19 protein-coding genes are annotated in these 19,015 nt (G+C 43.6%); 15 read left to right on the top strand and 4 right to left on the bottom strand.

Features of this window, described 5'->3' with window-relative positions; all coding sequences use genetic code 11:
* The first annotated feature begins 10 nt into the window (after positions 1 to 10).
* The 6 genes from ACOJRU_RS16665 (at position 11) to ppiC (ending at position 4,788) form a co-directional block, all read left to right on the top strand.
* Positions 11 to 316 carry a hypothetical protein gene (locus ACOJRU_RS16665; protein ID WP_421132841.1) on the top strand — a complete coding sequence of 102 codons (306 nt, stop codon included), beginning with the start codon at positions 11 to 13 and terminating at the stop codon, positions 314 to 316.
* A gap of 226 nt (positions 317 to 542) precedes the next feature.
* Positions 543 to 764 (top strand): hypothetical protein, encoded by a 222-nt coding sequence (locus ACOJRU_RS16660; protein ID WP_421132840.1) that lies wholly within the window; start codon positions 543 to 545, stop codon positions 762 to 764.
* Positions 765 to 1,070: 306 nt separating this feature from the next.
* Positions 1,071 to 1,502 carry a LysR substrate-binding domain-containing protein gene (locus ACOJRU_RS16655; RefSeq protein WP_421132839.1) on the top strand — a complete coding sequence of 144 codons (432 nt, stop codon included), beginning with the start codon at positions 1,071 to 1,073 and terminating at the stop codon, positions 1,500 to 1,502.
* A 125-nt stretch (positions 1,503 to 1,627) separates the two neighbouring features.
* A complete protein-coding gene (locus ACOJRU_RS16650; protein WP_421132838.1) occupies positions 1,628 to 3,121 on the top strand; it encodes a hypothetical protein in 1,494 nt (497 codons plus the stop codon).
* Complete coding sequence (locus tag ACOJRU_RS16645) at positions 3,114 to 4,352, top strand: hypothetical protein (protein ID WP_421132837.1); 1,239 nt, start codon at positions 3,114 to 3,116, stop codon at positions 4,350 to 4,352. The genes ACOJRU_RS16650 and ACOJRU_RS16645 overlap by 8 nt, the downstream gene beginning before the upstream one ends.
* A 154-nt stretch (positions 4,353 to 4,506) precedes the next feature.
* Complete coding sequence (ppiC, locus tag ACOJRU_RS16640) at positions 4,507 to 4,788, top strand: peptidylprolyl isomerase PpiC (RefSeq protein ID WP_421132836.1); 282 nt, start codon at positions 4,507 to 4,509, stop codon at positions 4,786 to 4,788.
* Between the two features lie 6 nt (positions 4,789 to 4,794).
* Here the strand turns inward: ppiC and ACOJRU_RS16635 are convergent, their stop codons facing one another.
* Together ACOJRU_RS16635 and ACOJRU_RS16630 are read right to left on the bottom strand one after the other, a co-directional pair.
* The gene (locus ACOJRU_RS16635) at positions 4,795 to 5,481 is read right to left on the bottom strand and encodes a hypothetical protein (RefSeq protein ID WP_421132835.1); all 687 of its coding nucleotides are present in this window, start codon (positions 5,479 to 5,481) and stop codon (positions 4,795 to 4,797) included.
* A gap of 81 nt (positions 5,482 to 5,562) precedes the next feature.
* A complete protein-coding gene (locus ACOJRU_RS16630) occupies positions 5,563 to 5,739 on the bottom strand; it encodes a DUF6435 family protein (RefSeq protein ID WP_421132834.1) in 177 nt (58 codons plus the stop codon).
* A 407-nt stretch (positions 5,740 to 6,146) separates the two neighbouring features.
* On the opposite strand from ACOJRU_RS16630, the gene ACOJRU_RS16625 reads away from it, so the two are divergent.
* The 5 genes from ACOJRU_RS16625 to speA all read left to right on the top strand — a co-directional run bounded on the left by ACOJRU_RS16625 (position 6,147) and on the right by speA (position 11,666).
* Positions 6,147 to 7,304 carry an NAD(P) transhydrogenase subunit alpha gene (locus ACOJRU_RS16625; RefSeq protein ID WP_421132833.1) on the top strand — a complete coding sequence of 386 codons (1,158 nt, stop codon included), beginning with the start codon at positions 6,147 to 6,149 and terminating at the stop codon, positions 7,302 to 7,304.
* A gap of 2 nt (positions 7,305 to 7,306) precedes the next feature.
* Positions 7,307 to 7,588 carry an NAD(P) transhydrogenase subunit alpha gene (locus tag ACOJRU_RS16620; protein ID WP_421132832.1) on the top strand — a complete coding sequence of 94 codons (282 nt, stop codon included), beginning with the start codon at positions 7,307 to 7,309 and terminating at the stop codon, positions 7,586 to 7,588.
* Between the two features lie 11 nt (positions 7,589 to 7,599).
* Positions 7,600 to 8,988, top strand: coding sequence for an NAD(P)(+) transhydrogenase (Re/Si-specific) subunit beta (locus ACOJRU_RS16615; protein ID WP_421132831.1), 1,389 nt, complete (start codon positions 7,600 to 7,602; stop codon positions 8,986 to 8,988).
* A 223-nt stretch (positions 8,989 to 9,211) separates the two neighbouring features.
* Positions 9,212 to 9,640, top strand: a complete 429-nt coding sequence (locus ACOJRU_RS16610) for an arginine decarboxylase (protein WP_421132830.1) — start codon at positions 9,212 to 9,214, stop codon at positions 9,638 to 9,640.
* A 115-nt stretch (positions 9,641 to 9,755) separates the two neighbouring features.
* Positions 9,756 to 11,666: a biosynthetic arginine decarboxylase gene (gene speA, locus ACOJRU_RS16605; RefSeq protein ID WP_421132829.1), complete on the top strand. Its 1,911-nt coding sequence runs from the start codon at positions 9,756 to 9,758 to the stop codon at positions 11,664 to 11,666.
* A gap of 20 nt (positions 11,667 to 11,686) precedes the next feature.
* Here speA and ACOJRU_RS16600 read toward each other — a convergent pair whose 3' ends face one another.
* On the bottom strand, positions 11,687 to 12,832 hold the full coding sequence (locus ACOJRU_RS16600) for a serine hydrolase domain-containing protein (protein ID WP_421132828.1): 1,146 nt from the start codon (positions 12,830 to 12,832) through the stop codon (positions 11,687 to 11,689).
* A gap of 235 nt (positions 12,833 to 13,067) precedes the next feature.
* Here ACOJRU_RS16600 and ACOJRU_RS16595 point away from each other — a divergent pair, with 235 nt between their 5' ends.
* The 3 genes from ACOJRU_RS16595 to ACOJRU_RS16585 all read left to right on the top strand — a co-directional run bounded on the left by ACOJRU_RS16595 (position 13,068) and on the right by ACOJRU_RS16585 (position 15,873).
* Positions 13,068 to 14,453, top strand: a complete 1,386-nt coding sequence (locus ACOJRU_RS16595; protein WP_421132827.1) for a DNA-3-methyladenine glycosylase 2 family protein — start codon at positions 13,068 to 13,070, stop codon at positions 14,451 to 14,453.
* An 83-nt stretch (positions 14,454 to 14,536) separates the two neighbouring features.
* Positions 14,537 to 15,007: a methylated-DNA--[protein]-cysteine S-methyltransferase gene (locus ACOJRU_RS16590; RefSeq protein ID WP_421134791.1), complete on the top strand. Its 471-nt coding sequence runs from the start codon at positions 14,537 to 14,539 to the stop codon at positions 15,005 to 15,007.
* Positions 14,998 to 15,873, top strand: a complete 876-nt coding sequence (locus tag ACOJRU_RS16585) for a DMT family transporter (RefSeq protein ID WP_421132826.1) — start codon at positions 14,998 to 15,000, stop codon at positions 15,871 to 15,873. The genes ACOJRU_RS16590 and ACOJRU_RS16585 overlap by 10 nt, the downstream gene beginning before the upstream one ends.
* 24 nt (positions 15,874 to 15,897) lie before the next feature.
* Here ACOJRU_RS16585 and ACOJRU_RS16580 read toward each other — a convergent pair whose 3' ends face one another.
* The gene (locus tag ACOJRU_RS16580; protein WP_421132825.1) at positions 15,898 to 17,319 is read right to left on the bottom strand and encodes a diguanylate cyclase domain-containing protein; all 1,422 of its coding nucleotides are present in this window, start codon (positions 17,317 to 17,319) and stop codon (positions 15,898 to 15,900) included.
* A 207-nt stretch (positions 17,320 to 17,526) separates the two neighbouring features.
* On the opposite strand from ACOJRU_RS16580, the gene glmU reads away from it, so the two are divergent.
* Positions 17,527 to 18,885 (top strand): bifunctional UDP-N-acetylglucosamine diphosphorylase/glucosamine-1-phosphate N-acetyltransferase GlmU, encoded by a 1,359-nt coding sequence (gene glmU, locus ACOJRU_RS16575; protein WP_421132824.1) that lies wholly within the window; start codon positions 17,527 to 17,529, stop codon positions 18,883 to 18,885.
* Positions 18,886 to 19,015: the final 130 nt, after the last annotated feature.

The raw sequence follows: 19,015 nt of genomic DNA, 5'->3' as shown, positions 1-19,015 counted from the left end.
TGGAGTGAACATGGAACTTACACAGAAGGAAGAAATGGCGTTTTCTGGGATGAAGTTTCAGATGGAAGTTGTGGCATCAGCCATAGCGGCATCTGAGGCAATCAAACTTTGTAAACGACATAATGTGAAATATATCGATGAACCAAATAAAGTTTATCGGTTATCAAGTCGCTTCAATCCAAAAGGAAACTTGGATACTAATGTCAAACTACGCGACATCGCTAATTTCGCTCTCTTCAAGATCACAGATCAAGGGATGGAGATTGGAGGTTGCAGTAAATGTCGGACAGAGGAATTCAGGAATTTGGAGGATTAGTTATGCTTCCATTGATTATTAGTCAACTTATGATTCTTTCGCTTATATGCGGATTATTTATTCTCTTCAAGATCTATCAATCTGAATAGATAGTTGATTGGGGATGTTTCATATCAGTATGAAATACACTGGTCTTCGGAGTGTAATAAATCTTTATAATTAGCGTTGGACATTGTTGCGTATTATGCAGTATTTTTGTTCTAGATTTTAATAAAAAGAGTTTGTCATGAAACAAGAGCAAATTAATTCTGTTATTACCTTGCTGAATTCACATCTTAAAAATCATTCAGAATATGAAAATTGGATGGAATTTGAGACTATTGAAACTAAGCAAGGTCTAGGTTTTGTACCGAGGTACAAAACACCTAGCGCAGCAGGCGTTGATATGACGGAAGAAAAGGCCAGAGAAATATATGAAAGTATCTGGTCTGATTTTCAACCACAATAAATTGACTTAGTCACCGGTCTGTACTTAGGTACTGACTTATAAAGGCTTGAGCCGTATGCGGGGAAACTCGCACGTACGGTTCTTAGGGGAGGGACAACCAGTAATGGTTGTTCCTTACCCGACATAGATTTTAAATATATTAGCGTCGCGCTAACCATTTAAAAAAGCCTGAATAGTGATATTCAGGCTTTTTTATTTATTGAACCACATAGCGCCGTTCACTAATCATGACGGAATGACAACGAACACTGCCTGACAAAAGTATCAACGATCACAATGTTAATCTCGGCCTAATAAAATCAATAAATGCTGTCACTCTCTCAGCCACCGATAAACCTTTTTCCTTCATCCGTTAGCATCACTCGTCTAGTTGTCCTCACTAAAATGGTGATGTTTGCCAATGCAAAACCTCGGGTGCTGGTTAATGAGGCTACGGGGCACACCTTCTCGTTCCCAATGGCGTCTGAAAAGCCGCGGGTGGTGTGTGATGATGGCGCAAACATGCGCATTGCCGCAAAAGCAGGTGTTGGAATATGTATGAGTTCAGTGTGGAACGTGCACACTGAGCTATCTGAGGGAAGCTTAGTGAGAGTGTTACCCGACTATCGTATTCGCGATAGTGCAGCAATTTGGCTAGTGTACCCAAGGTCGAATGTGCTTACTGCAAAGGTAAGGGTGTTTATCGATTTTCTAATAGAAAAGTTAGGTGATTTGCCGTTTTGGGATAGTAACGTATAAAGAGACTATCTTTCATTGAATCAATGCTCTAAGTGCATTACTCTTCTTGTAGGCGCATAGAACAGGTTTCACTTTATCTAGTCTCTCATGCGGTTGTACCTAATTTTTAATGGACTAATGACGTGATGGGATTCATAAAAGTCTTTCTTCTGGGCTGGGGAAGTACGCTTATTTTCTGGGCTGTGGCGCTATTCTTTTGCTTTATAGGGACAGAGGTTTGGCTTAAATATTGGAAACGAAAGCTGGTCATTGGCTTACCCTTTTTTTTATTATTCTTTTTTCTCGTCCATGCATTCGGAGTACCCAAGTACTTTGTATATGACCATGTTGAACCAAAGCTTTTAAACGGTCAATCCTATTACCCTGCAGTAAAAAATCATATTATTTTCCAAGGCCCGTCGTTCAAAACCTATGGCGTCATAAGTGAAGACCTAGATGACTTTAAAAGTGGGGAAACGTATTTCTCTGCATTTGGGGTTTCTGCTCCAGAGGACTATCCTTCCGTTGTGGGTATAAAAAGCTGGATAAATGAAATTATCCTAATAAGCTATTTTTTGTTGTGGTACTTCTTTCTCAATAAGCTCCACAATGCCAGTGCAGCAACGGCGCTTTATAAAGAGGCACGTAAGGAAAACCGTTTAGAGCAATATCAAAGTTACCTCAATGCATCGCAAGCAATACGTTTTCTACAGCCATTTAAAAGGCGTAACGCGAGACGAGAGTTCCACAAAATACGTCAGGTCTATATTCAGTACCTAGAAACTATGTTGCTTAAGCTTGCAAATCAAGCGAATGAATCCTCACGACCGGTATTACTGTATTTGGCAGATCAGCTGCGAACTTCTGTAGAGTGGTACCCTACCGTTAGCGCTAAAGGTCATATTGAAGATTTAACAACAACGCCGGATATTGAGGCTCATGAAAAGGGCGTTGAATTTGACCGTCGATACTTTAAGCCTACCGATAATGAGCTAAGCGATGCGCTGGGCAGCAGTGTGGCGAAAACACTTAATCAGTTTTTGCCAGAGGCATTATTAAAAGTAAATCCAAGTCTTGAGTCTCCAACATTAGCACTTAACTGTAAATTACTGTGCCGTGTAGCTAATTCTAGCCAACTTGAGAAAAGCGATGGCAGGGCATCTATGGTTTTGGTGTGGGCAGATGTCAACCAACACCCTAGTGGAAAAAACCTAATCTTTCAGGACAACCTTTACACTTACCCACCTACTTTTAAAGAGGGTAAGCCCGAGGCCAGCCGAAAATTTTGTGCTAATCAAATTGCTCAGGTGGTAATGAACAATGTCTTATTTCCCAACACGCATAAAGTTAGTATTCAAAAAGGGGACGATAAGAAGATACAAGCCAAATTAAAAGAGATTGAAGCGCGCCAGAGTCGTGTGTTCGATGCCATTATTGATGAATGCAAATCTACTGCTCGAGATGCAGCCTTAGCAGAAACAATTAGTTATGCACTTAAAAATAATGAGGTGCTCGTTGATAGGGCTATGTCGGAAATGCATCAACTCCTTGCTGAAAATACGAACCTTTATGCGCAGATTATTGCACAAGAAGCAATTGGTGGTTTGCTTGAAGGTGTAGTGGAGGCTGCAAGTGAGTAAGTTAACGAAGGTACTATTAGGTTTGTTTGTTTCCCTTTTTTTGATGTCTTGTTCTAAAAGCGCGAAGTTTATTGATATCGCAAAAGAGGAGGGAGTTTCTAATGCTGCCGGCTGGGGAGTCGATAGCGTTTTAAAGTATATCGATATTGATTATGCACTTTCATTGATGGAAGAAAATCGTGTGCATAGTGTTAATTCAGGTAAAGGCGTTAACGTTGTTATCAACGATTGGAAGAGTAATGTAATACTCTCGGTTGCGCCATTAGGTGGTGTGGGTAAAAAGCGTAGACTATATGAGAGCACGCGCGTCTTTCCCGGCGATTATCTGTTAACAGCAAATATTGGTACGTCGTCTCGTAAAATATCTCTTCTTAAAGATGTTACTTATGACTTCTATAAGATTGCAAAAGCACTTCAAGCTGATGCTAGTCAAGCGCGAGGGCGTTTAATGCTAGAGGTTTCACCGGCTGATGCAACAATTGTTATTTATGGTACGCCTCACAAATACCATGAGGGAATAAAGCTTCCTGAAGGAAGTTATGAAGTGAAAGTGACCAAATTGGGGTATGAAGAAAAAAGGTTTAGCGTTTTGATAACAGAAGGCAGCCTAACGACCAAAGTGATTACGTTACAACGAGCATCACCTGATTTATCTAAGCAACTCAACAGTGATACTGAACGCGTTGAAGTCATATCTGTCAGCGGCTCTCGCAATGAGACTGAGCGTCGCAAAGAGGATAGTAATGTTTTTGGGAAACTCACCATTTTGCCGCAACGCGAAGATATACTATATAGCGTTAAAGATGCTCAGGCGATTGAACATAAGGTAGAACCATTAATGGTGTTGACAGAGGGCAGCTATAAGGTAACTGCTATTAGGGCTAGTACTGGCGATGTAATCGCGAGTAAGCAAGTAAGCATTAAGCGTGCGGAACAACACCGCGTCGTATTTTCAATTCCTGAATTACCTTATCAACATGAGCTTGCTGTCTCACTGACATTTACGTCAGACTCGTTACATCGTCAAAGAGCAGAGATACGTCTTATTCCTAATGAGGGGAAGACAATAATAATTAGAAAAAGAATGGGCAGGCGTGGCTTAGATATAGACACAGTACTGATGAATGGAGAGTATGCCGCAGAACTCACCGCTGGTGGTATACAATATGATTTGGGGCTCGTAACTATCGTAAAAGACAAAAGCAACAGATTTGAATTCGTTCTAAAATAGGCGCTTATAGGTTGCCTAGGATACGCATTTATCAGTAAGCGTGGCGAGCAGGTATTATCGAGAAGCGCTGCTATAGCCAATGAAAATTACGGCGCCTTCTATCGGTTAATACGATATAATTATCGCCCGTTAATGAATTCACCAGGTATTCTCCATGGCCACAGCATCAGCCGTTCACATCTTGGTTAAAACAGAAAAAGAAGCGCTTTCTATCTTAGAACAGCTGAAAAAAGGCAAAAATTTCGGCGCGCTGGCAAAAAAGCATTCAACATGCCCATCAGGCAAACGTGGCGGCGATTTGGGTGAATTTCGTCGGGGGCAAATGGTAAAAGCATTTGACGATGTTGTGTTCAAAAAAGAAGTGCTAAAAGTACACGGGCCTGTAAAAACCCGCTTCGGATTTCACATTATTAAAACGCTTTATCGCAATAATTAAAGGCCGTTATGGCAACCATTTTTCACCACAGACACCGTGTGTAGTGTAAATCGTATAAGGGTTGCGGTGCGGATGGATAACCCCCGTCAGTGAGGCGTTATGATCGACAGTAAGAAACGCAGTGTCTTTTGCATTCCCTTTTTCGTCGAGCAAGAAGTAATCTGAACGATAGTGGCTAAGAAACATATGGTTTTTATTATCGACTTCCGTTAGCCGTACGGATGTGACGGCTTTAAATGTTGCTGACGGGTTAGGCAATGCTAAAATTGTCTTATAAAAATAACCTTTGTCTTTTTGCAATTGAGAAAAACCACTAAGTATCGACACGAGCGTATCAAGTGATATTGCTTCTCGTTGCAGCATAAAGTCATGATGAATTATACGGCGCCCGTTTTCAGTAGTTTGCCCGGCAGTGTAAACCTGTTCAGTTTCTAATTCGCTTAAGTATGCCTGCCCATCATCGGCGTAGTTGATAAGTGCACCGGTATTCATATTGACTACATAATCGCTTATGCCAGCGGGCAACACTTCAAACAGCATTATATCGGGGGTAACCGCACCGCGTTCTTCAGGTGTCTGTGGGCCCTTGGGGCTGCACTTATCAGAAATGAAATAATAGTATTGGCCAGCCCCGATAGCGTTAGCCACCGAACTGAAAGTTAGAAAAAGCGCTACGAGAAAAAATGATCGCACGGTTAGCTGCTACTGATTCAACGAGAGAATATCGTTATTCTACGCGCTAACGGCGCGAGTTAGAACGTTTTGTCGTTCAAATTATTTTTTTGTCCCTTCCAATGTTTGTATTTTCTCCCATAAAGTTTCTGATTCAGCAGTTAGCATGGAATACGTTTTGATATCGCCATTACGCTGTGCGTGCATTGCGCGTTCAAGTAGCGAGTCGTACTGCTTTCTTAGTTTTTTTGTAGGGTTTGATTTAAATAAGCCAAACATGATGTGTTCTCGAAGGGTAGGTGTAGTAGTGAAACGTAAAAAGAAAGGGATTCGATCACATCATTGGCAAAGATACCAATGCTTAATTAACCAAGATACGACGTATTATTCATGGTGTTTGGTACCAATTTATCTCTCTATCACTCAAACAATATAGATATGTTATAAGTATTTTTTATGTGTAGGTAGAAAAAGATATTAGTACGAAATATCTATATCCCCTAACGTTAGCCCACCAATGTCATAAATTTCTTTATTAATAGTGTTCTTACGTCACTGTTTTACAGGCTAAGTATAGCTGTTTTGCCTGCAATTTCGCCAAAAAATGATAAGCATAAGTGAATAAAATGGCTTGATAGCCTTAAAAGAATGTCATTCTCATAAAACCTGGATGTGAGGAGAAGCGTGTGAAAATCATAGTTTTAAATGAGTCTGTAACACAAGATCCGCTTTTTCCTGTGGAAAAGCGATGTGCGGTTACCCCTGCAAGTGTTGGGCGACTAGTTAAAAAGGGCGCCGCTATTCAATTAGAGAGTGGAGCGGGTGTTTTATCTGGATATTCAGATAAAGAATATGAAGAGGCAGGTGCTTTTATCATTAATGATGTGAATGATGCCCTATCATCAGCAGATATGCTTGTGGCGGTAAACAAGCCCGCTGAGATACACCTGTCCCAGATGAAAAAAGAGGCCATTGTCGTCGGTCATCTGGACCCATTCTTTCAGCAGCCACTGGTTGAGTCGTTGGCTAAACATGGCCTGACATCGATTTCAGTTGAAATGATACCGCGCTCCTCGCGCGCACAAAAAATGGATGCGCTTAGCTCTCAAGCCAGCTTAGCAGGCTATGCGATGGTGATGCAGGCCGCTAACTTACTCCCGTCTATTTTGCCAATGATGATGACACCGTCTGGCACCATTAAGCCAGCCAAAGTATTTATTATTGGTGCTGGCGTGGCAGGGCTGCAGGCTATTGCTACAGCAAAACGCCTTGGGGCCAACGTTCTTGCCTACGACACTCGCGAAGTGGTTGCAGAGCAGGTTGAATCTCTTGGCGGAAAATTCTTAAAAATTGATATTGGTGAAACCGGGCAAACTAAAGACGGTTACGCTAAAGCGCTTACCGAAGAACAAAAGACCATGCAGCAAGACGCGCAGCGCGATGCGATTGCCGACTCAGACATTGTAATTACCACTGCACAACTGTTCGGCCGAAAGCCACCGGTACTCATTTCAAAAGATACCTTGGCGTTGATGAAGCCGGGGAGTGTTGTGGTAGATATGGCCGCACAGTCTGGTGGGAACGTGGAAGGTTCAGTTCCAGGTGAAACGGTCAATATCGATGGTGTTAATGTTATTGGTAATGGGAATTGGAGTCAGAGCGTTGCTAGGGCTGCTACTGATATGTACGCCAACAATATTTATAATTTAGTAGACGAGTTCTTCGATAGTGAAACAACGTCTTTTAATGTGAACCTTGAAGATGACATTCTTGCAGGTTGCGTTATTACCCATGATGGCAAGGTAACTAACGAAATGCTTATTAACGCCTATAAAGGAGCGTAGTGATGGAAATTATTTATCTTCTTTTCATTGTATTACTGGCAGCATTTTTGGGGTTTGAGTTGATTCGTAAAGTGCCAGCTACATTACACACACCGTTAATGTCCGGTTCAAATGCCATTTCTGGGATTACGCTAGTGGGCGCATTGGCCGCTGCTGGTGGTGAAAACGACTTACTAACCACGGTGCTTGGTACCGCTGCTGTTGCACTAGCGAGTATTAACGTTGTTGGGGGTTACATGGTAACCGATCGTATGCTCAGTATGTTTAAGAAAAAAGAAAAATAAGGAGTACGTAGGTGAATGATATCGAAACCATAATCAATCTTGCGTACGTTGTTGCAGCAGCGTTGTTTATATTGGGCCTTAAATTGCTTAGTAGCCCTGATTCTGCCAAGCGCGGTAACTTTGTCTCTGCAGTCGGCATGTTCATTGCCGTGGTTGTTACATTGCTTGATCAGCAAATAATCAGTTATCACTATATTCTTGCCGGTTTCGTTCTGGGCGGCGCCTATGGCGCGTGGAAAGCCAAAACGGTAGAAATGACCGCAATGCCAGAGCTTGTTTCTTTGTTCAATGGGTTTGGTGGTCTTGCGTCACTTTTGCTTGGTTGGGCAACCCTAGCAGGCATGAGCATGGTGGCGCTTGAAACCGCCGGTGCTTTTACCTTTATTACCGTCTTTTTTACTATTTTAGTGGGCGGTATAACGTTCTCTGGCTCGGTGATAGCCTGGGGGAAGTTGTCAGGAAAAATGTCATCGAAAGCCGTTATTTTTACCGGACTTCGCGAGCTTAGTATTTTGCATATCATTGCCATGTTCGCCGTTGGATATTTGTTTACGACCGACCCTTCAAACAGCCTATGGCTTTACTGTGCGATTGCATTAGCATTGAGTTTTGGGTTGTGGGCGACCATTTCTATCGGTGGCGCTGACATGCCGGTAGTCATCGCGTTACTAAATAGCTACTCGGGCGTTGCGGCAACTGCTGCAGGGTTAGCAACAGGGAATACTATTCTTATCGTCACAGGGCTGTTAGTCGGCGCTTCTGGTCTTATTCTTACCAACATTATGTGTAAAGCGATGAACCGTTCGTTGATGAATGTGTTGCTGTCAGGTTTTTCTAAACCAGTGGAAGCGGGCGAGAAAATAGAGGGCGAAATAAAGATTCTATCGGCACAAGATGCGTTCTATGTATTGGAAGCAGCACAGTCGGTGTTAGTCATTCCTGGCTATGGCATGGCGGTAGCGCAAGCGCAGCATGCCGTACGAGAAATGCAGTCTTTGCTAGAAGACAATGGTTGCACCGTTGATTACGCCATTCATGCTGTTGCGGGGCGTATGCCTGGACATATGAACGTACTGCTTGCAGAAGCAGACGTGCCTTATGACCAATTATACGAGATGGATGACGTTAATCCACGTATGGAAAATTATGACGTGGCTATTGTTATTGGCGCTAACGACGTAGTTAACCCTGCGGCGAAAGAAATGAAGGGTAGCCCCATTTACGGAATGCCTGTTATTGAAGCTTACCGCGCAAAAACTGTTTTTGTACTAAAGCGTTCAGCAAATGCTGGTTTTGCGGGTGTCGATAACCCTCTATTCTTTAAAGACAACACTCGAATGGTGCTTGGTGATGCAAAGGACACTATCAACAGTATTATTCGTGAGTTCGGTGACGATTAGATAATACGATAAAAAAAGTAGGCGTTTACGCGCCTACTTTTATTTCATCACCGGCACCATCGACGTTTACACCAACTGTCTTTAATACTACGGCGCCAGTTGTGTGTACGTTAATTCATCGTTTTAATTGCCCGCCACATCTTTTACGTACTATTAAACCTTCCACTGTTACGTTAACCTTAAAACGATAGTTTATTAACTCTACACGTTAAGGTTACATCGGGTGGCACCTTTCACCATTGAAATTTTCCAAAACTACCTTCTTGTTGGTTTAAGAGGGAAGTGGGATATGAGCACGAATATTCATTATTTGTCGACACTTGCCTCGTCGTTGCAACGCTGCAATGGCAAAGCCTTTCATATGGTTGTTGACATGCGAGGGTGGCAAATCCCTAACGACACCATTTCAGAAAAAATAAAAGCGCCTATTCACCTTGATCGCAGAAATCAGCGCAGCGAAATTTGGTTGGAGGATGGCAATACGGTAGCCGACCATATTGCTGAAAAGGTTGCCAGTGAACAAAGCGTCCATTTACTTCGTACTGACTCTATAAGCAGGGTTATCGAGTGGGTGAGGCAACACAGTTCAGCAGCAGCGGCTGAGCGCATTAGTCAGTGGTTAGCAGACGATAAAGTCGATAAACAAAATTAGTCGAGACCATAGATATTTTACATAGCGCTTACTGCTCTCTTGTCTATAATACCCGCCTTATTTTAAATTAAGCGCTAAGCGGTCACGCTTAGAAAACGTCAAAAGGTGAGCAGCATTGTCAGATTGGAGCATTGAAGAAGCGGAACGCGTCTACGGCGTATCGCAATGGGGTGGTGGCTATTTTCAGGTTGGTGAAAATGGCAACGTTCACATTACGCCCGTGCCCGAAAATCCGAGTATACGTATAGACTTCAACTCAGTCATTGAAGATATACGTAAAGAAGGGGTTCAATTCCCGGTTGTTGTTCGTTTTCACGATATCTTGCGCTCGCAAGTAGCAGGATTAAACAAGGCATTTCGTAAATCGATTGCTGAAGCTGAGTACAAAGGCGAATACCAAGGCGTTTATCCTGTAAAAGTAAACCAGATGCGCGAAGTGGTTGAAGAGATTGTCGATGCTGGCAAACCTTATAACTACGGGCTAGAGGCAGGGTCAAAAGCCGAGCTTTTAACTGTGTTAGCAATGAACACAAACGAAGCGTCGCTCACCATTTTAAATGGTTACAAAGACGATGAAGTCATGCGTCTAGCGCTACTAGGGCGTAAGCTTGGCCGTAAAGTGGTTGTGGTTGTTGAGAAATTTACCGAACTGTTGTTGCTGGTTAAAGTAGCAAAAGAGTTAGATATCGACCCTATCATTGGCGTTCGCTCGAAAATGACGGTAAAAGGTCGTGGTAAGTGGGAAAGCTCAGGCGGCGAAAGAGCGAAGTTCGGTCTTACTATCACCGAGATAATCAACGCGGCACGCTATTTAGAAGAGCAGGGCATGGCCCATTGCCTCAAGCTTTTGCATTTTCATATTGGTAGTCAGCTTACCGACATCAGAGCGGTGAAAGAAGCCGTGACTGAAGGCGCTCGTATTTATGCCGACCTTCATAAAATGGGCTTTGCGTTAGACTATGTTGATGTGGGCGGCGGACTTGGTATCGATTACGACGGTAGTAACTCTACTAACGAATCGTCGCGTAACTACAGCATGCAAGAATACGTTGCTGACGTAGTGTACGGTATGAAAGAGATGTGCGACTTAGAGGGCGTACCTCACCCTCATTTAGTGAGTGAGAGCGGGCGCGCAATTACGGCGCACCACAGCTGTGTTGTAACTGAAATTGTGGGCGAAATTAAATCTAATGCCGCAACCATGGATACGTCAGCCAAAGAAGGTGAACACTTTTTCTTAAAGAATATCAGAGAGCTAGCAGACACCTTTGATGAACAAGAAAACATGCATGAGGTGTATAACGATGCCTCGCAGTACAAAGAGCAGGCTCTTGATGCGTTCAAGCTTCGCGTAATTCCTCTTGAAGAGCTTGCCAAAATTGAAACGCTGTATTGGCAGATTATGGGCAGGTTGCAAACGTGGTATCGTAAAGAAGAATACGTACCAGAAGAGCTGCAAGAGCTTGATTACGGCTTGTCATCGCAGTACCTGTGTAACTTCTCTGTATTTCAGTCGGCCGCTGACACGTGGGCAATCGACCAGTTGTTGCCAGTAGTACCATTAACGCGCATGAACGAGAAACCCACCGTAAATTGCTCTTTAGTAGACATTACTTGCGACAGCGATGGCAAGATTGATCAATTCACTATTGGTAGAGAGATAACCGATGTGTTGCCAATGCACCCGCTAAAACAAGGCGAACCTTACTATGTAGGCTTGTTCTTAACTGGGGCCTATCAAGACGTAATGGGTGATATGCACAACCTATTTGGTCGCTTAAACGAAGTGCATATTTACAGCTACGACGACGACCCAGAAGACTTTTATATCGAAGAAGTTGTGAAAGGCTCATCGGTAGAAGATGTACTTAACGTTATGCAGTATAACCCTCGGGCCATGGCATCTGATGTTAAGCGCTTAATCGATAAACAGGTGTGGGATGGCAAGCTCAAACCTAGAGAAGGTGTACGCTGGACAGACTTTTACGAAAAATGTTTGAACGGTTATACCTACCTTAAGCCATAGTCTAAGTGAATAGGCCTGCGCTACTTAGCGTCGGCCTGTTTGAAATAGCGTTTCCAAAACTCAGCGGTTGTGGCGTTAATCATATTTGACTCCGCATTCATTAGCATCACATATCCCGTTTTATAATCTGGCGAAAATGCGACATCTGCGCGATAGCCCTTAACCCAACCACCGTGATAATTCACACGCTTTCCATCAACATTGTAAACACGCCAACCTAGACCATAGTGCGCTTCTTTTATTAGACCCCGCCATCCTCGTCGATAAGTTTCTCTTCGAGTTTCGACTCTTGGCGTCGTAACGGTTTCAATCATTTCAGGCGATATAACAGTGGGAAACTCGCCAAGCAGTGCTTGAAGGTAAATTGTCATATCTTGAATGCTGGCATTAACCCCTGCTGCTGGAGAAAAACGATAGTAATTGCTTTCCACTCGTCCTTCTCGCCATTTACTTCGTGTAATGGCGACATGTGGCCTAGCCCAACTATCGGAGCTTAATAAGCCGCCTTTTCCGACACTGGCGGTTTTCATGCCCAGAGGCGCAAAAATATTAGACTGCAGCTCTCGCGAGTAAGAGCTATTGTTTGACGTTAAAAAGTATTCTAATGCACCAAATGCGGCATTTTGATAGGTATAACATTCACCGGGTTCACAAAGCGGTTCTAGTTTACTCAATGCGGTTAGTACACGCTCTAGCGAGTAGTCTGCCTCAATAAGGTTGTCGTATGCGTTGGGCATAAACCCACTTGATTGCCCAACGATATGCTGCAGCTGTAGGTTGTCCATGCCATTGTCATTAAACGGAATGCTTGGAGTTAATGTGGCAATAGGCGTTTCCCACGATAACCGATTCTGTTCTACTAGCTTTGCGCTAAGTAATGCAGTGAAGGTTTTTGATACCGAGGCTAAACGGAAAACGGTGTTTTCTTCTACACGCTTTCCCCCTTTCTCTATTCGCCCATACACGAATATTCGTGGTACTTTGCCTTGCTCATAGTAAACAAAAGCATAGCCAGGAACATTGTATTTATTCGCTTCTCTTTTGACGTAATTAGCATAGTCGTCCAGCCATGGCTCGGCATTAACGGTTGTACAAAAGACAAACGTTATTAGCAAAGCTGCGAAATGGATGGCCCATTGTTGCAAATGGCGTACGTTTTGAAGCATGAAGAAAAAGGCTCATTTTATAGGTTGCGCATTAGGCAACGCTTAGTTTTGTTGCAGTATTATGCGTATCCACTGTGTATTTATCAAATATCTAGCACGATAGGGCGATAAGCGTAGGGTAACTATCATTTTTTCATAACAGTAAACGCATTACTATAGAGTACTGATTTTGTCGCTCACACCAGAAAAGTTAAGGTTACACTTATTCAATGCTAAAGCCATCACGTAAACGTTAATGACGATAGACAAGATAGACAAAAGCACCTGTTCAAAAGCGCGGCACAGTCGTGATCCGCGATTCGATGGCATGTTCTTTATTGCCGTTAAAACTACGGGCATATTCTGTCGTCCTGTATGTCCTGCTAAACTTCCCAAAGAAGAAAATGTGCATTATTACGGGTTAGCTGCCAGTGCAATGGCTGATGGCTACCGGCCTTGCTTACGGTGCCGTCCTGATAGCGCGCCTCGCTCACCTGCATGGAATGGTGTTCAAACTACCGTTACGCGGGGTCTATCTATGCTTGGTGAGATCCCACCAAAGAAAGTAACAAATATTGCCGAAAGGCTTGGTATTTCTGAACGTTATTTTAATAAACTCATTACTTCCTCAATTAGTTTATCGCCTAAGCAATACCAAACAATGCAGCAAGCGATGTTTGCGAAGCAACTTTTGCAGCAAAGTCACGCGTCGGTTATCGATGTCGCGCTTGCAGCAGGTTATGCATCTGCAAGGCAGCTACAAAGGGCGATGCAAACGTACTGTAAGATGCCGCCTTCTAAACTTCGGGGTAACACGAAGTACTTAACTAGCTCGGCAATTACATTGCGCTTGTCTTTTCGCCCGCCTTATCATTGGGACTATGTTCGCGATTTTTTAGCAGTGCGTGCCATTAAGGGCGTTGAAGTCGTCACCGAGAACAGCTACTCACGTAATTGCAATATACACGGCGAGATTGGGCAGTTTACTGCTACGTATAACCCTAAAGTGAACGGGTTCGATGTCAGTATTATCATGGACAACCTGAAATATCTTTATCAGTTGGTAGAACAAATAAAGAGGATGCTGGATGTTAATGCTCAGCCTGAATTAATCAGTGCCAGCTTGCACAAAGCAGGGCTAGCAGATGCAAAGGTTACGCAAGGGCTTCGTTTGCCGACTACGTACTCATTATTTGAGGCGGGGTGCAGAGCGATTATTGGTCAGCAAGTCAGCGTGAAGGCAGCGATGGGGCAGGTCGCATTGTTTACTGAAACACTCGGGATGAAATATACAGAAGGTAAAACGAGGCGCTATGCTTTTCCCGCGCCAGAGGACGTAGCAGGTCGTTCACTGGCGTTTTTAAAAATGCCACAATTGCGCAAGCAAGCTATTAGTGACTTTGCTACGCTTTGCGCTAACAATCCTTGCCCGTCTTATGATGACGTTCTGGCGATAAAAGGTATTGGTGAGTGGACAGTTTCTTATATGAAAATGAGAGGCGATGGCGACCCTGATATTTATTTAAGCGGTGATTTGATTGTAAAGAAAGCAGCGCAATGGTTCGAAACTGATGAAGCTCAAGCTGCACCATGGCGCAGTTATCTGACCTTGCAGCTATGGCATCTTTATAATCAAAAATAGCGTGAGAGCGCATAACATTTTAATGTGACGAAAAATCACTTCGTAGAATAAAAGGGTTAATTGTGAGTAAGTATTTACAAACTATGACGTCTCCTCAAGGTAAATTGGCGATAACGGCTAGCGACAAGGGAATTACTTCTATTGCATTTATCCACCAAGAGGACGCATCGTTTGAGACGGCACCTGCCACTAAGCCCAATGCATTAACGCAAAGCGCATGCGAGCAGCTTACCGCGTATTTTTCCAAACAGTTAACGCAGTTTTCTTTACCTCTTGATGCAAAAGGCACACACTTCCAACAAGCCGTATGGACTGCGCTTATGTCGATAGCATATGGTGCCACAAAGAGTTATCAGGACATTGCCAACGCCATTGGAAATCCTAAAGCCGTGCGAGCGGTGGGTTTGGCAAATGGGAAAAACCCCATTGCCATTGTTGTACCGTGTCATCGTGTTATTGGTAAAAATAGCCGATTAACCGGCTATGCCGGTGGCTTAGATAAGAAACAATATTTACTTAAATTAGAGGGTGCGCAAGGCGTATTATGGGATTAAAAGATATTGCGGCATTGTTAATCCTTGCTGCCATTTGGGGGGGCTCGTTTATTTTTATGCGAGTCGCTGCGCCTGAGTTTGGAATTTATGTGCTAGTTGCCATACGTACACTGCTGGCAACATGTGTTTTGCTACCATTGCTGATGTTGCGTGGCGGTGTAAAAGATATCTATCGTCATTGGTTAGCAATTGGATTGGTTGGACTTGCGAATACAGCAGTGCCGTTTGTTTTATTTAATTACAGTAGCCTCCACCTTGAGGCTGGCGTCAATGCCATTTTAAACGCCACGGCACCTATGTTTGGTGCGGTAGTGGCATGGTTATGGTTGGGCGACAAGTTAACTAAAAGTGGCAGTGTAGGCCTTCTTATTGGTTTTGCCGGAGTTGCCGTCATTAGCCAACAGAAATTGGGTGAAGGGGAAGTAAGTTTTTTACCCATACTCACAGCGCTTATTGCCACCATTGGCTATGGTTTGGCCGCCAGTATGATGAAGCGATGGTTGCAAGGGGTGAAACCTTTGGTGGTGGCTACCGGTAGTCAAGCGATGGCAACGCTAATGCTAGCGCCGTTCGCATTGGCTACGCTTCCCGATGCTATGCCAAGTGTTAATGCATGGACCAATGCAGTGGCGCTCGCTATTGGCGGAACCGGGATTGCGTATATTTTATATTTTAAATTAATTGCTGATATTGGCCCCGCGCGAGCTATTACAGTAGCTTATTTGGTACCGCTTTTTGGTATTGTGTGGGGAATTGTATTCTTAGAGGAACACTTGTCTCTACAGACTATTATTGGCGGTGTAATGATATTGGCTGGCGTATCCCTGACCACGGGAGTTATTCAGCGGTTTCGTTTCAAAAAGTAATAAAGCAGCGCTCGGGCGCTGCTTTTATTCTATCAGTTGCATTCGTACTGAGTTGCTACCGTCACGTTTTGCTTGATATAGGGCATCTTCTGCATGGGCTGTCACTTCGTTCATCGAGCGAGGCGATGCCGTAAACGACACGCCAATGCTTGCGGTAAGCTGCATACTGGGGTGTTCTGCAAGCGGCGTTAACGTTGCAATGCCATGACGTAAGTTTTGTGCTAATTCCATTGCTTCATGAGGGCCTACCTGTGGAAGCAATACAATGAACTCTTCGCTATTCCACTTACCTAAAACCTGGTTGTCTTCCAATTTATCCGATAAGTAAGACACTATCTTATCTTGAATATCATCGCCTGTACCCCGTCCATGCGCGTCGATAATGGTAGAGAAATCGTCTATCGCAATAAGTAAAACGCTTAATGACTTTTGCTCTGCCAGCACTGATTGAAAAATAAGCTCAACACTTTGCCTATCTGGTAGCCTGTTTACATGGCGCACAACCAGTTCTGGCTGCATATCTCTACGGAAGTAGTACAGCAAGTTATAAATGAGTAAAAACAGAGAAAATACAATAACAAGAAGGGTAACAACACTGAAAATAAACGCTTGTGATATCTCAGCTTGTCTATCTTCAAGTGGGCTCAGCAAAAATACTGTCCAACCAAACTGGTTCAGTTTTACTTCGGCAATCAGGTAGTCTTTTTGCTCAATAGTGATTAGCTTGTTGTTGAGTGCTTGACCATCTTGGATGGTATTGGGAAGGCCAGCATACCAAGGAAGCTCTGATAAATTTGTAAAATCAGAGTAAGACGCTACAAGTGACTCATCAGAGGACAACATAATGTCGCCGTTGCCATCTACAAACAGGAAGTCGTAGCCATATTCTTGCTTATAGCTATCAAAAACGTCGATAAAGCTACGTAAGCTTTTTCCAACGCCAAAAAAGCCCAAAAATTTTCCTGCTTCATCGCGTATTTTAATATCTATATAAAGGTGTGTGTCCTCCCATTTACCAATATCTGCTATGGATTCAGAGGGATAATCTTTATATTTAAAATACCAATTTACTTCACCTTCAATGAGTTCAATAACAGAACCATCAGAATTGTATTGGCGATGTGCATTTTCACTGGCTAGGAAAAAAGAAAACCCAAATTCAGTTTCTAAGCGTTGAAGTGTTGTGAATACGGCATTTTCATCGACAGCTTGCGTATTCATTAGGTCAACTAGCTCGGTAGAGTTACCCAATGCTTCAGAAATATGTAGCGGTTTAAGTAACTGCTCTACGATAAGCGATATCGCGGGAGAGAGTGACTGTTGCTGGGCGCGGCTTTGCTCTGCAACTATTTTCGAAATACTAAAGTGAACAAGCGTCACGATAGCAAGAACAACAACTGCAAACAGAATGAGTATACTTCGATGGAGAGTTCTAAATGTGTTCACAGACCGTGCATGCTCCTTTGCTCAATGAACGATTTTAAAAACCAAATGAGTATACCTGTTGCATTTATGAACTACTAGCAACATGTCCTAAACTTTAGACCAATTATTAACACGTGCTGTAAATAACATGAGCATTAATGAAACGCTGACTTATTGTTGTAGCTTATATACACTATAAGCAATTAGACGAACAAAAACAGGGATCCCATGTCACTTTCAGTTGTTATATTAGCGGCCGGTAAAGGCACGCGTATGAAGTCTTCGTTGCCAAAAGTGTTACATAAAGTCGGCGGTGTAGCGATGGTTCAACGTATTATCAATACGGTACAAGAGCTAGGTGCTGATGATATTCATCTCGTCTATGGCCATGGTGGCGATAAACTTCAAGCAACAGTAACAGGTGAAAACCTTAATTGGTGTTTGCAAGAAGAGCAGTTGGGAACTGGCCACGCGGTGCAGCAGGCGGCACCATTTATTAAAGACGAAGATGATGTGCTTGTGCTCGTTGGTGATGCACCCCTTATTCAACGAGAGACGCTGGCACGCCTTCAAGCCGTAAAAGCGAGTTGTGATCTAGCGTTGCTGACGGTGACACTAGACGATCCTACCGGCATGGGTCGTATTATTCGTGAAAACGATAATATTACCGCTATTGTTGAGCATAAAGATGCCACTGAGGTGCAACGTGCTATTTGCGAGATTAACACCGGTATGATGCTGATGGGTGGACGCGACCTTAAACGTTGGTTAGGCGCATTAAGTAACGATAATGCACAAGGTGAGTATTACCTAACGGATGTTATTTCGATGGCAGCCAGTGAAGGAAAGCGCATTCAAGCGGCGCATCCAGACTCGGCGGTAGAGGTTGAAGGCGTTAATAATCGCGTGCAACTTTCACATTTAGAGCGCGCGCTGCAAGCGCGTCAAGCGACTGCGCTTATGACTAACGGTGTAACGTTGGCAGACCCTAACCGCTTTGATTTACGCGGTACATTAACCAACGGCAACGACGTGATTATTGACATTAACGTGCTGGTAGAAGGTACGGTACATATTGGTAACAACGTTACGATAGGCGCAAATTGCATTTTGAAGAACTGCAATATTGCCGACAATGCGGTGATTGAAGCAAACTCTATTGTAGAAGACGCATCGGTTGGTGAAGGCTGTACGGTTGGTCCGTTTGCACGTTTGCGGCCAGGCGCCGTTATGCAAAAACATGCAAAAGTAGGTAACTTTGTTGAGATGAAAAAAACCGTGCTTGGCGAGGGTGCGAAAGTAAATCATCTCACTTACTTGGGCGATACTGAAGTGGGCGCCAAAGCAAACATTGGTGCGGGTACCATCACGTGCAACTATGATGGTGTGAACAAATCGAAAACCGTCATTGGTAACAACGCGTTCGTAGGCTCAAACTCATCGCTGGTTGCCCCTGTGGTAATCGGTGATAATGCTACCGTTGGTGCAGGCTCGGTGATAACAAGCAATGTAGACACCGATGCACTCGCTGTGGCAAGGGGAAAGCAGCGCAACATAGCGAACTGGCCGCGCCCCACTAAAAAATAAGACATGGATAATACTTTGGCATGCAGCGTGTGGTCGCTAACGTGAATACCTCACGGCGACCCTTGTAGTGTGCTAGGTTCAATCATTTTTTAGACTAGGCAGACGCTGATGCTTCTGCCTTTTACGTTCT

It is taken from the genome of Alteromonas algae, assembly GCF_049117195.1.
In the GTDB taxonomy this organism is placed as follows: domain Bacteria; phylum Pseudomonadota; class Gammaproteobacteria; order Enterobacterales; family Alteromonadaceae; genus Alteromonas.
This window is presented reverse-complemented; position numbering and strand designations above follow the sequence as displayed.

Bases quoted from the DNA above. Each gene is read 5' to 3' on its own strand.
- ACOJRU_RS16665 (WP_421132841.1), top strand. From the start codon at position 11: ATGGAACTTACACAGAAGGAAGAAATGGCGTTTTCTGGGATGAAGTTT.
- ACOJRU_RS16650 (WP_421132838.1), top strand. From the start codon at position 1,628: ATGGGATTCATAAAAGTCTTTCTTCTGGGCTGGGGAAGTACGCTTATT.
- ACOJRU_RS16660 (WP_421132840.1), top strand. From the start codon at position 543: ATGAAACAAGAGCAAATTAATTCTGTTATTACCTTGCTGAATTCACAT.
- ACOJRU_RS16620 (WP_421132832.1), top strand. From the start codon at position 7,307: ATGGAAATTATTTATCTTCTTTTCATTGTATTACTGGCAGCATTTTTG.
- glmU (WP_421132824.1), top strand. From the start codon at position 17,527: ATGTCACTTTCAGTTGTTATATTAGCGGCCGGTAAAGGCACGCGTATG.
- ACOJRU_RS16585 (WP_421132826.1), top strand. From the start codon at position 14,998: ATGGGATTAAAAGATATTGCGGCATTGTTAATCCTTGCTGCCATTTGG.
- ACOJRU_RS16655 (WP_421132839.1), top strand. From the start codon at position 1,071: ATGCTGTCACTCTCTCAGCCACCGATAAACCTTTTTCCTTCATCCGTT.
- ppiC (WP_421132836.1), top strand. From the start codon at position 4,507: ATGGCCACAGCATCAGCCGTTCACATCTTGGTTAAAACAGAAAAAGAA.
- ACOJRU_RS16595 (WP_421132827.1), top strand. From the start codon at position 13,068: ATGACGATAGACAAGATAGACAAAAGCACCTGTTCAAAAGCGCGGCAC.
- ACOJRU_RS16590 (WP_421134791.1), top strand. From the start codon at position 14,537: ATGACGTCTCCTCAAGGTAAATTGGCGATAACGGCTAGCGACAAGGGA.
- ACOJRU_RS16630 (WP_421132834.1), bottom strand. From the start codon at position 5,739: ATGTTTGGCTTATTTAAATCAAACCCTACAAAAAAACTAAGAAAGCAG.
- ACOJRU_RS16600 (WP_421132828.1), bottom strand. From the start codon at position 12,832: ATGCTTCAAAACGTACGCCATTTGCAACAATGGGCCATCCATTTCGCA.